General features: G+C 48.0%; 13 protein-coding genes. All 13 read right to left on the reverse strand.

Annotation, left to right across the window (positions count from 1 at the left end; genetic code table 11):
- Positions 1-2: 2 nt before the first annotated feature.
- The 13 genes from QM717_RS15505 to QM717_RS15565 all read right to left on the reverse strand — a co-directional run bounded on the left by QM717_RS15505 (position 3) and on the right by QM717_RS15565 (position 12,281).
- The gene (locus QM717_RS15505) at positions 3-575 is read right to left on the reverse strand and encodes a Maf-like protein (RefSeq protein WP_415038786.1); all 573 of its coding nucleotides are present in this window, start codon (positions 573-575) and stop codon (positions 3-5) included.
- Positions 568-1,494: a geranylgeranylglycerol-phosphate geranylgeranyltransferase gene (locus tag QM717_RS15510; RefSeq protein WP_415038788.1), complete on the reverse strand. Its 927-nt coding sequence runs from the start codon at positions 1,492-1,494 to the stop codon at positions 568-570. Before QM717_RS15510 ends, QM717_RS15505 begins: the two co-directional genes overlap by 8 nt.
- A gap of 73 nt (positions 1,495-1,567) precedes the next feature.
- A complete protein-coding gene (locus QM717_RS15515) occupies positions 1,568-2,095 on the reverse strand; it encodes a KdsC family phosphatase (RefSeq protein ID WP_415038789.1) in 528 nt (175 codons plus the stop codon).
- The gene (locus QM717_RS15520; protein ID WP_415038791.1) at positions 2,079-2,834 is read right to left on the reverse strand and encodes a Rossmann-like and DUF2520 domain-containing protein; all 756 of its coding nucleotides are present in this window, start codon (positions 2,832-2,834) and stop codon (positions 2,079-2,081) included. Before QM717_RS15520 ends, QM717_RS15515 begins: the two co-directional genes overlap by 17 nt.
- A 42-nt stretch (positions 2,835-2,876) precedes the next feature.
- Positions 2,877-3,905 carry a carboxypeptidase-like regulatory domain-containing protein gene (locus QM717_RS15525; protein WP_415038793.1) on the reverse strand — a complete coding sequence of 343 codons (1,029 nt, stop codon included), beginning with the start codon at positions 3,903-3,905 and terminating at the stop codon, positions 2,877-2,879.
- A 120-nt stretch (positions 3,906-4,025) separates the two neighbouring features.
- A complete protein-coding gene (locus QM717_RS15530) occupies positions 4,026-4,421 on the reverse strand; it encodes an OsmC family protein (RefSeq protein ID WP_415038795.1) in 396 nt (131 codons plus the stop codon).
- Positions 4,418-5,311 carry a pirin family protein gene (locus tag QM717_RS15535; protein WP_415038797.1) on the reverse strand — a complete coding sequence of 298 codons (894 nt, stop codon included), beginning with the start codon at positions 5,309-5,311 and terminating at the stop codon, positions 4,418-4,420. Before QM717_RS15535 ends, QM717_RS15530 begins: the two co-directional genes overlap by 4 nt.
- A gap of 120 nt (positions 5,312-5,431) precedes the next feature.
- Complete coding sequence (locus tag QM717_RS15540) at positions 5,432-6,343, reverse strand: T9SS type A sorting domain-containing protein (RefSeq protein WP_415038799.1); 912 nt, start codon at positions 6,341-6,343, stop codon at positions 5,432-5,434.
- A gap of 206 nt (positions 6,344-6,549) precedes the next feature.
- Positions 6,550-7,983, reverse strand: a complete 1,434-nt coding sequence (locus QM717_RS15545; protein WP_415038801.1) for an MBOAT family O-acyltransferase — start codon at positions 7,981-7,983, stop codon at positions 6,550-6,552.
- 5 nt (positions 7,984-7,988) lie between these two features.
- A complete protein-coding gene (locus tag QM717_RS15550) occupies positions 7,989-9,053 on the reverse strand; it encodes a hypothetical protein (protein WP_415038803.1) in 1,065 nt (354 codons plus the stop codon).
- Between the two features lie 109 nt (positions 9,054-9,162).
- A complete protein-coding gene (locus tag QM717_RS15555) occupies positions 9,163-10,101 on the reverse strand; it encodes a T9SS type A sorting domain-containing protein (protein WP_415038805.1) in 939 nt (312 codons plus the stop codon).
- 127 nt (positions 10,102-10,228) lie between these two features.
- Entirely contained in the window at positions 10,229-10,858 is a 630-nt protein-coding gene (locus QM717_RS15560) for a response regulator (RefSeq protein ID WP_415038807.1), read from the reverse strand.
- A gap of 73 nt (positions 10,859-10,931) precedes the next feature.
- On the reverse strand, positions 10,932-12,281 hold the full coding sequence (locus tag QM717_RS15565) for an ATP-binding protein (protein ID WP_415038809.1): 1,350 nt from the start codon (positions 12,279-12,281) through the stop codon (positions 10,932-10,934).
- Positions 12,282-12,387: the final 106 nt, after the last annotated feature.

Consider the following 12,387-nt stretch of genomic DNA (forward strand, 5'->3'; position numbering starts at 1 on the left):
TATTACAGTTTACTTAGAAATTCATATACCTTGTGCGTCGGCAATCCAACCACATTGGTATAAGAACCTTCAATTTTTGAAATCCCGCTCAGCCCGATCCAATCCTGGATGCCATAGGCGCCGGCCTTGTCAAACGGTCGGTATTTGTCGAGATAATACCGGATGGCATCTTCCGAAAAATGGGTAAAAGTCACTTTGGTCACCTCATGGATGGTTTCCGATTTTTGGTTCGTCCGGAAACAAACCGACGTAATGACTTCATGCGTCGAGCCCGCCATCGATTGCAGCATCGCCACCGCGTCTTCATAATCCTTGGGTTTGCCCAGTGCCTTGCCGTTGTGCCACACGATGGTATCGCTGGTGATGAGCAATTCCTTGTCGCCGAGTTCGTCCTTGAATGCATCGGCTTTGAGTTCGGCAAGAAAATCCGTAATGGCTTCTGCTTGGAGCGTCGGCGGATAGACTTCCTCGATTTCCTTCAAACGGATTTCAAAATCAAGATCCAAGTCTTTGAAAAACTGCTGACGGCGCGGCGAACCCGAGGCCAAGATGATTTTATATGGTGTTTTAAGCATGGTGGTTGATGTTATAGGAAACAACGGCAATCGAAAGGACACCAAAGAAAATGACCAATTTCAGTACCAGGCTCAAATGACTGAAATCCTTCTGATTTTTGGCCGACCACATCTTGACCGTCACATAAATCAGCGGCGCCACGACAAAGACAAAGGCGTAAATTACCGACAAATACAAGTTGTTCGCAAAATAATAACGGTTGATGTAATCGAGTAAAATCAGCACCGGGACAAAACTCAGTGCAAAAACAATTTTGACGGTACGGCTGACGCCCAAAGCAATCGGCAGCGTGTTCATGCCTTGGTTGTAATCACCGTTCACATCTTCGAGATCCTTGACCATTTCGCGAATCAGGTTGATGATGAAGGCAAAAATCGCATAATCGAGAATCACCGAAGAAACGTTGGTCATCAATTGCTGGTTGCCTTCGTAAGTCGCCGGAAAAATGTCAAAAACGATGACGATTAAAACGCTCGCGGCCAGCAATAATGCGACGACCACATTTCCGACGATCACCATCTGCTTGAGGCTGGTCGCATAAAAATACAGCGTGGCGGCAATCAGGATGAAAATCGCCGCAAACCCAGGGCGTTGGATCACATTCGACAGGTAAAAACCAATCGCAACGCCAGTCACGTTGAGCCCGGCATAGAAATAATAGGCTTTTTCTTCAGAAATGTGCGTCCCGATGATCGTCTTATGGGGTTTGTTCTCACTGTCGGTCTGCTGGTCGAAAATATCATTGATTACATAACCCGCAGCGGCAATGAGCATTACCGAAAGAACCAGCAAAACATATTGCCAGTCGGCCAATGCAAGCTGAACGCCCTGCATTTTGAGCAATCCATAACGAATGATGAGCAGCATCAGCGCGAGCATCAATAAATTGGGTAAACGGATAAGTTTGAGGTATTTCATTTCAATTAGATAATTAGTCAATTAGTCAATTAGAAAATGCGAGAAAATTATCTAATTTTCTCATTATCTAATTCTAATCGTGTTTGCCGTCGAAGTTTTCCATCCATTTGCCCTGCAATTTCATGACCTGTTCGATGGCATCGCGCACCGCACCACGGCCGCCGTTCTTGTGTGAAATGTATTTGCAGATGCCTTTGATTTCGGGGCTTGCGTCTTGCGGACAGGTCGGCAGTCCAACCAATTTCATGACATGGTAGTCCGGGATGTCGTCTCCCATATACAACACCTGTTCGGGGTTGATGTTGTACAATTCGATGTATTCCCTGAATGTATCCACCTTATTTGGCGCGGCCAGATGGATGTCGGTAATCCCGAGGTTGCGCAGCCGGATGCGGACGCCTTCATTGCTGCCGCCCGAAATGATGCACACGTGGTAACCGCTTTCTACGGCAGCCTTCATCGCGAAACCGTCGCGGATGTTCATGATGCGCAGCATTTCGCCGGTCGGTGTCACATGGACGGAACTGTCGGTCAGCACGCCGTCCACGTCAAAAATGAACGTCGTGATGTCGTTCATGATTTCCTTATAACTTTTGGTCATTTTGAATCGATTGGGTTAGGAGTTGGTATATTTTCTTTGGGTTGTCGGTTAAAAAGTCGAGGTGCCGCTGGATCGTTGTTGCATCATGTCGTCTGGCCGGACCGGTTTGTGCCTCGGCGGGGGACAGCGTCAGGATTTTCTGGGCGGTTTCCTGGATCAGCGGTTTCAAAATGTCGAACGGAATCTGGTTTTCGGCGCAAATGTCGCCCGCAATCTTGTACAGGTGGTTCGTGAAATTGTTGGCAAAAACCGCCGATACGTGCAGGGCTTTGCGTTGGTTCGAATCGATTGCATGAACCGAATCCGAAATGCTGCGCGCCACTTTTTCAAGCAACTGGTAATCCCCAGGTGTTGTCGCTTCAAGGCAAATGGGAATCGAGCGGAAATCAACCGTCTTGTTTTTCGAAAAGGTCTGCAACGGATAAAACACGCCGCGCCGGTGGTGCGAAGCCAAGCCATCGATCGAAACGCCGCCCGAAGTATGCGCGACCAGGCCATTTTCTTTCTGGATTTGCATCGAGACCGGGCCGATGGCGTCGTCGGAAACGGCAATCAGGTACAAATCGGCTTGGGCCAATTCATTCAAATTGTTGGTGATCGCGAACGAACCCGAAAACTGCCGCAGGGCATTTCGGTCACGTGCAAAAACCTGAACGAGTTCTATTTCGGTACTCTGCAAAAAAGCCGAAATCAGGTGGTGCGCCACATTTCCGGAACCGATAACCACAATTTGAATCATGTGGCTAAAGTACTAAAAATTGGGAAATTTTGGGAGACCTTGCTATTCTTTGTAGTCGAGCGGAAGCAAATCGCCGATGCGGTTTTCACTGATCGCCCCCGAAAAAATAATCTTTTCGTATGAACTGTTGTTTCCAAAAACGTCGACCACAAATGTCCGCGTCGTGAAAGTCACAAATGAATCGGACTTGCCGGGGAATTCCAAGGTGAAAGTTTGCTCAAATTCGGCAGCATCGGTGCTGTAATTTTTACTCGCCAACGAAATGAAATAATTTCCAGAATGCCGTTTAACGGAAAAATAATCGTCGGGATTGCAACGCCAATTGTGCTTGAGCAAGCGGAAACCGGAGGCTTCGAGTTGCTGCGTACTCAAATTCCGGAAAAACTGCATCATCGACCCTTCATAGCTCATTTTGCGTTGCGGCTTGTAGGTTTTGCCCATCGTCGTAAGGTCTTTGTAAAAGGCGGTGCCGAGGAACAACCACGAATTTACGGCTTCGGGTTGTACGGTTCTGCGGCTGAATTCGATGTAGCATTCCTGAATGTTGTATTCGATTTCGTATCCCAGAAAGCGGTTGTAAATGCGCAACGGAACGTCGCAGGAAACCATCAGTCGCCGCATTTTTAAATCGTACGAAAACACAATGTCGGCTTCGTTTAAAATAGTGCAGGATTTTCCCGCGGTGGTTTTTCCAAGGAACTGTTCCCTGAAAACCGCGAGTTTTTCGGCTCTTTTGAAGCGTTCTTTTTTTCTGACGACCGTGATTTCCTCGAGTTGCGTTTGCTTCGGATTCAGATAAATCTCGAGAAAATTTTGCTGAAACGGATTTTTGACCGTTAAAGTCGCATAACCGATGTAACTGATGACGAGTGCCGCATTGATTTTATGGGCAATGCGGAGTTCGAAATGTCCCGTTTCATCTGTAGTGGTCCACAATGAAGTGCCGTCCAGGTAAACCAGCGCGCCTGCAATGGGTTGGTTGTTTTCATCCCATACGATTCCGTTGGCGGTTTGCGCAAAAGTGGCCGCGCCGAAAAAATAAAGCAGCAATAGATGAAATTTCCGAAGCATAGCAAGCCCATTTGACGATCTAAATTAAAAGAAAATCAAAATCGGTTTGCATGCTGCAACAGAAAGCAGATTGGCATCTATCAAAAGCCAATTGTTTTCAGCAAACGGTTTGGCTAAAGCTTAATCTTTCAAATTGGTTTGGATGTGGATCGGGTTTTCGAGCATTTTATGGACCGGACATTTGTGTGCAATCTCAAGCAGACGCGTGCGCTGCTGCTCATCAAGGTTGCCAAAAAGCCGGATGTTCATATAGATTTTCGAATCGCCGTCAACGGTATTGCTGTCTATGGTGACATCGATCATGGCTTCTTCAAGTTCCCATTTTTTGCGGTCGGCGTACATGCGCAGCGTGATCCCGGTACAAGAGGCCAAGGAAGCGGCGAGCAGTTCGCCGGGTTTGAATCCCAAATCGGTGCCGCCCACTTCGGTCGGTTCGTCGGCGATGATCGAGTGGTGGCGGGAGTTGATCGTCGTTTGGTATTTCTTTCGGGTCGTGGAGGCGGTGGCTTTGCTCATTGTTTCGGTTTTAGCGGATTGGGTTCAGGCAATGGAACGAATTCGGTTTCCCCGTCGATTTTGGGGAAGGTCTGTTCGATCCAGCGTCTTTTGGCGTCTTCAATCAGTTCGTGGTTCGAAGCTACGAAATTCCAGAAGATAAACCGTTCTTCGGGAAATGCCTCACCGCCGAAGATGTAGACCGAGGTATTGGCTTGCATCGTGAATTCGCACAATTTGGCATCGGTGGCCACCAGGATGTGCTTGGGTTCGTATACATTTCCGTTGCTTTCAATGCTGCCTTCAAGGATGTACAGCGCACTCTCGCCAAACAATTCGTGGCCGATGCTGATGGTTTTTTTCTCGAAAGATTTGATTTCGATGAAATAAAGCGGGCTGTACACCGGCACCGGCGATTTTTTTCCAAAAGCTTCCCCTGCAATCAATTTAAAAGAAACACCGTCCTGCTGCCAATGCGGGATTTCGTGATCGGAGGCATGGTGAAAATTGGGTTCCATCTGCTCGAGGTGTTTGGGCAAGGCGACCCAGATCTGCAAACCGTGCAGCGATTTTTCCGAATGGCGCAAATATTCGGGCGTGCGCTCCGAATGCACGATGCCATTTCCCGAGGTCATCCAGTTGACCTCGCCGGGCTTGATTTCGACCTCGCTGCCCAGACTGTCGCGGTGCATGATGCTGCCTTCGAACAAGTACGTCAATGTAGACAAACCGATGTGTGGATGCGGTGGCACATCAAAATTCTCGTGGTCGGATAATTTGTGCGGCCCCATATGGTCGATAAAGGCAAAAGGCCCGACGGTACGTTTTTCGCGGAAAGGCAGCAGCCGTCCGACCATGAAATTGCCCACGATGCTGGGGCGTTCTTCTATAATCAATTGAATATTTGACATGGTTTGGTGTTTTTGGAGCTTAAAATTACGAAGAATTCGCCAAACTTAGATGGGCCAAAAAAGAAATGTCCGCCGAGCCAAGAAGCACGGCGGACATTCAAACCAATTTAAACTAAACCTTTATTTTTTGACGATTTTCTGTGTGCTGCTTTGGCCATCCTTGGTGGTCACCTTGACCAGGTAAACTCCAGAACTGCAATCGTCGATGTCAATCTTTGTGGATTGTTCGGTCACTTTGTGTGTCGCCACCCATTTGCCGTTGGCATCGTACACATCGATTTTTGCTCCTGGAAATTGCGGCAAGTTTACTGCAAATTCGCCATGGGTTGGGTTGGGAGAAATAGAAAAGAGACTCTTTTCGAATGAACTGGCCGAAAGCGCCCCGGCATTTTTCATGATGCCCATCGTGTTGTTGGCCAATGCGGTTTGGATGATCGGGAAAAACGGATCGACGTTGAACCAGATGTAATCGGTCTGGCCGTTCTCGGTAATTTTCTGGCGGATCACATTGTCGTACGTCCCGAATGGCAGGATCAATTTGCCGTAAGCGTCATAGACCGAAGTGAAGACCGTGGCCGCATCGTCGAAATTGCCGCGGTACGAATCGTTGGTGATGCGGTTGTAATAATAAGGAAACTCGATGTAAGTCTTTGGATTGCCACTGTAATTGATGGTGCCGAGCCATGAAAATCCTTCACCGATCAGTTCCATTTTGTGGCTGTCGTGTTTGTAGTACAGGTATGCATCGGTTGTGCCGGTATAGGCCATGCATACGGTCGCACTGGGGAAAAATGCCGCAAACAAGGTGTTGTCGGGCGGAATGATGTTGTTGGTTCCGGCCGGGGTGAGCACGAGTCCGGAAAAATCCCAGACTTTATCGGCTCCTGCGGTTCCGGGAGAGAAGTTGTCGGCTGTGGCGGTCAATGCCTCACAGACGAGGTTGTCGGTTACATTGGATGGATTGATTACGGGCTGCGCATAAGCGATCAGCGACGCGAGCACAGCGCCCACAGTCAGATAGATGTTCTTCATTTGTTCGTTTTTTTGATTATTGATGATTGAAACCCGTCAAGCTGATGAATCTTGACAGGGCAAAATTATATGCTGTATGGGTTATTCCTCTTGATTCAAATCAAAATTTTTGATTCAATCAAATTTTAAATTCCCGGTTGAAATAAACTGGGCACGACCCAAAAGCCGACCGTACCCAGGATTATCAACTAAAAAAACTTAAACGCTTAAAATTGGAAATAGATAAAGGCATCGCCGCTTTCCTGCGCCCAAATGAGCATCAGGATCAGGAAAGACCAGGTCAATCCAAGCGACCACCATTTCATTTTGTAGGCTTCGTCGATGACCTTGCGGTTGCGCATCACCCAGTGGAAAATAAGGATGGCCGGAATTACGATCGCCACTTTGACAATCGCCATCGTCGTCAGGATCACTTGGCCTTCAGGAGCCATGCCAAACATCGATTCGAGGATCATCCAGGCTTTCCCGAACGAATCCGAACGGAAGAACACCCAGGTAATGTTGACGAGCATGAACGTAAAGAACGCATAGAGGAAACCGTACCATTGCCTGTTCTCCTGTTCTCTTTGCTCGGCCGTAGATTTGCGACGGTCGTTGATGAACTTTTCGGCCCACAGGTACAAACCGTGTAATCCACCCCAGGCCACGAACGTCCAGTTGGCGCCGTGCCACAATCCGCCAAGCAGCATCGTGAGCATCAAGGCCACATACATGCGGAATTTGCCTTTGCGGTTTCCGCCGAGCGGAATGTAAAGGTAATCGCGCAGCCAAGCCGAGAGCGTGATGTGCCAACGTTTCCAGAAATCCGAGAAACCGATCGCGGCATACGGATAGTTGAAATTTTGCGGCAACACAAATCCGAGACACAAAGCCACCCCGATCGCGCAGGTCGAATAACCCGCGAAGTCAAGGAAAATCTGTCCAGAGAATGCAAATACGCCAGCCCAGGCATCGAGTGAGGTCATCGCGGCAGCCGAATTGAAAACCGCGTCGGCCGTTTCCGATAAAAGTGCATCGGCCAAGACGACTTTCATGAATAAACCGAGGGAAAGCAATAACAATCCATCCAACAGTTGCTTCCTCGTAGCCGAACGCGGGTTCTCAAATTGCGGTACCAATTGCGGCGGACGAACGATCGGCCCGGCCACAAGGTGTGGGAAGAAAGTCACGAACAAAGAGAAATCGAGTAGGGATTTCACCGGTTCGCTTCTTTTCTGGTACATGTCTATAGTGTAGCACAAAGTCGTAAACGTGTAGAACGAAATTCCGGCAGGCAGGATGATACCGGGTGCTGCGGGGTGGAAATCGACGCCAAACGCGTTGACGAGTGCGACAAAATTATCGAGCAGGAAGGTGCCGTATTTGAAGAAACACAACATCCCTAAGTTTCCGATGAGGCTCAATACGAGCAGCATTTTTTTCTTGTACGGATTGGTTTGCGTATAAAGTGCTTTCCCGACGAAGAAATCGACGACGGTCGACAGCCACAACAACAAGATAAAAGGCGGGTTCCAGGCGGCGTAGAACAAATAGCTGCCGCCGAGTAAGGTTATTTTTTTGGACTTCCACGAAATCGGAAGGTTATAGATCAAAAGCATGATCGCAAAAAACGCGATGAATGTATAAGAGTTGAATACCATGATTCTTAGATTTTAGTTAAGAGTTTTTCAGATTGTACGTCCCAGCCGTCGTGTTGCGAAAGAATGCGCACGAATGCTTTGGTGTAGGTCTTGGCGTCGGCCAGATTGAGGTGCGAAAACTCAGGGCAGATCAAATTCTTGGTCGCCGCATCGTCTTCGAAATGGATACCCGGGCATTGCGTCACTTTGAGCAATTGGTCCCAATAACGTGGCCTGGCGAATCCGGCCAATTCCATCTGGCGGAAATCGCCGCTCGACGGGGTGCGTACAAAAATCACATCGCCGCCACGGGCCTTGATTTTGTCGGTACTCTTTTTAATGTCCTGGATAAAAGCCAGTAATTGCTGATCGTTCATCGGTGGCGGCATCGGCATTTTGGCCAGTCCGGCCCAGATTCCTTTGACCATATTCACTTGGGCCGTATCGGCGACGAAATGATCGGTCATGTAGGTTTGACGGTCGAAGGTCGTACGCCCGAATTCAATCGGGAAGATCGGTCCGCCAAAAGCGCCCGGACGGTCCTGCAATTGCGGTACGATATACGGCACGATGCTCAGTTGCGCATTCATCGACAAGTTTTCCTCATCAAGAAATACAAATTGCGACTCCAAAGCCGAATGCAACCGGAAGCTCGCGTCCTGGGCAATCGTATGGTCGTGGTAATACTTGAGGTTTTTGGTCGGGCGGTCCAGGAAAAAGGGAAGGCTTGAGAAAAAGATCGGCTCGGTCACGTCGATGACGAGTCGGCCCTTGAATTCAGGATCGTTGGCCAGGTCTTTTAAGATAGGGAGCGGTGTGCTGCCCACGCAGGCCAACTGGACGGCTTCGATACCGGTAAGCTGGTTCCAGGTATCGAGATCGAGGTCGTACTTGATGCGCGACGATCCGATGAAGACGACCTGGTCTTCCTTGTCGCCATACACCTGGGTTCTTTTGTTGGACCACAGCGCCGGGCCGTCGTCATAGGAAACTTCCAGCCCGCGGTTGCGCAGGTGGATTTCATAGCCCACCACTACGGCGGCTACGATAACCAGCATCAGGATGGCTGATTTTAAAATTGATTTCTCCATTGATTTTGATTTTTGATGATTAGGATGATTGATTCCAATGCACTGGTTTGCCTACCGATGGATGTTGGTGATCCGCCAGTGCATTCGAGGTAACTTTGGTAAAGTAAAGTTATTTTTTTACAACCCGCTGAATATGAGTGGTTTTTGTGCTTGAATCGGTGATTTTGAGTAGGTAGATTCCTGTATTGAACGATTCGATGTTGAGCTGAACCAGATCATGGTCGAGCCCGTTTTCTTTTCTGTACAGCAATTGTTTGCCCAGCAGGTCATAGATTTCGATTTCAATCGCATGCCCGATGGTTTCAGTGGCTTCGATGTTGATTTCGCTTTGCGTCGGGTTCGGGTAGATCGCAAACATTTTCCCGAAAGCCTTTTCATCGACGCTCAAAGACGCCTGGTGCTTCAATACGCCGAGGCTGTTCTGCTCGAGTACGGTCTGCAAGATAGGGAAGAACGGCTGTACGTTGAACCAATTGTAATTGGTCTGTCCGTTCTTGACGACTTTCTGGCGGATCACATTCGTATACGTCCCAAAAGGAAGAATGATAGTACCGTAAGCGTCATAAGTAGCAGTAAACGTTGTTTCAGCGGCTTCGGAAACTGTTTTATAAGTATCTGTGTAAACTGTACCGTAAGTGTAGGGAAAGACTGCGAAAGTCCTGGGATTGGGCGTGTAATTGTCGCCGGTGGTTGCGGTGATGGCCAAACCGAGAATTTCGTATTTGGTCGCCGATACATTTTGGTAGTAGTACCGATCCGGGGGAAAGATTCCGCTGAATTTGTAACAGTTGTTGGCTGTGGGAAAGGAACTCGCAAAGGGAGTAGTGCTGATCACCTGCGGGGTGTCGGTTCCGCCATAGGTGATTTGAAGGTTGGAGAAATCCCATGTCTGGTTGGGGCCGGCTGATCCGGGATTGAAATTGGTCGCCTCGGCGAAGTAGAAGTCGCCGATGAAGTCGGTAACGTTGGCAGAAGTGGCTACAGGCTGTGCCCAGGTTGAAAATTGCGCGAGCGCGATTACCGCCAGCGATAAAGTCCATTTTTTCATGATGTTGATTTTGATTAATTGATGATTGATTTTGATTTATTTATTTTTCTGTCATTCGCAAATTTGTATTGGTTGTGGTATTTCTTTTTGTCTTTCTTCTTTCAACGAAGTGGTCTTTCTTCTCGAATTATTCCCTGTTGTACAGTTTGTTGACCGCTTCTACCTTGTTCTGTACCTGAAGCTTGGTGTAGATGCTGTTCAGATGCCTTTTGACGGTACTAATGGAAATGCTGAGCTTGTCGGCAATTTCTTTGTAAAGGAAACCCTTGCTCAGCAGTTCCAGTACTTCCTGTTCGCGTTTTGATAATAATTCATGGACTGAATTATCGGGCATCGGTGCATTGAAGGTGCTCAATACTTTTCGGGCAATCTTGGGCGACATCGGGCTTCCGCCTTCGTACAGCTCGACCAGCGAATCGATTATTTTCTCTGGTGCTGTATTCTTTAAGATGTAACCGCTGGCCCCGGCCTTGAGTGCTTCAAAAACCTGGTCGTTGTCTTCGTAAATGGTGAACATGATGAACTGCATCTGCGAAAACAAAGGCTTGATTTCCTGCACGCAGTCGATCCCGCTCTTTTTGCCCGAAAGGTTGATGTCGGCCAAAACCACATTGGGTTGCAAAACCGGCAGTTGGTCGATCGCGTCTTCGGCGTTGGTAAAACAGCCCAACAGTTCAAACCTTTCATCACTTTCAATGATGGTCTGCAATCCTTCGCGGATGTCTAAAATGTCTTCGATGATGCAGATAGTAATCATGGTTCTAATTTTCGATGCAAAGAAACTGGCATTTTTTCGATTACACAATGGTACAAAAGGTTCATTTTTGGGTTCAATTGCTGAGCGGGATCCGGAAATAAATTTTTGTACCGTCTTGATTTTCAATAGAAACCTCGCCGTTCATGCTTTCGATGCGTTTGCGCATGTTCCTGAGTCCGTTGCCGCCGACAGGACCTTCGGGTTGGTTTTTTGCGATGCCGATGCCGTTGTCGTGGATGTCGATCTGGAGGTGTCCATCGACCGCAATATCAATCTTGACATGGTCGGCTTTGGCGTGCTTGACGATATTGTGCAGACTTTCCTTGACCGATAAAAACAAATTGCGCCTATGGTTGCCATTGACCATAATCGCATCGAAGGTTTCGGGAATCCGGATCGAGCAATTGATTTGGTTGTTCTCGAAATAATCCACGGCATACGATTTAATATAGGTGGCCAAATCCTCGAGTGTGTTGTTTTCCTCTTTCATGACCCAGATCAGTTCGCTCATGTTGCCCACGAGTTCCGAGGCAGTTTTCTTGATTTTCTGCAAGTTGTTCTCGGTATCCGATTTGAGCGCCATCTGGCTCAGATAGGTAATCCGGGTCAATCCGCTGCCCAGGTCGTCGTGCATATCGGCGGCGATGCGCGTGCGTTCGTTTTCAAGCTCGGCTTGTTTTTCGAGCACGACCTGTTGCAGTGCGATGTGTTTGTTGGCCTCGTTGAGCAAGGTCGAGTTGAGTTTTTCCCATTCCTTGCGATTTCGGTAACCCACGGCAAAGGAGAAAAAGATGATGTCGATGAAACTGCCCACCATCATCCATTCGAGTGGCATCACAATCATAGAACCGTAAGAGTCATGGTAGAAATTGGTCACGAAACTCACGAGCCCTAAAATGAAATACAGCAAACAGCCATACAATATAATGAGCTGGAATTTGTCCTCGCGCAGCTTGAAGCTTTGGTACAACATGATTCCCGTCACGGCAAAAATGTAGACACGCATCGCGATAAACGGGATCGAATAATCCTCCATCGGGAAGTACAGATGCGAGAGCGCGCTCCACAACGCATACGCAATCATGATGCCCGCGGCCACGATCCAATAGCGAAACAGGAACAGGTTGCTGGTCTTGGAAAGCCCGATGGCCTCGATAATGAAATTGAAATAGGAGGTAAGGTAAATGATCTGGATTGCCTCACGGAAATACCACATCATGTAATTTTCGCTCATCTGCCCAAAGGTAGCCGAATACAAACCCGATTTCGAATACATGAACACCGCCGTACAAAACAAATAGACCAAATAAGGGATCATGAATTTGTCACGGTTGTAAATGAGCAGCACGGCGTGATAAATGAACGCCAGCACCGAGGCACCCAAAATAAAGGTCGGGATAAAATCGAGTTCGATATTGTGCATGATAAAGGGTTATCTGTCAGCGGTAAAAGTACATTTTTTCGCAAAAGGGATAAAAATAAAATGCAACCAATGCCAAAAATCCCCACGCGAATGCCTGCAATTAACA

Source organism: Flavobacterium sp. (assembly GCF_047602195.1).
Classification (GTDB): Bacteria; Bacteroidota; Bacteroidia; order Flavobacteriales; family Flavobacteriaceae; genus Flavobacterium.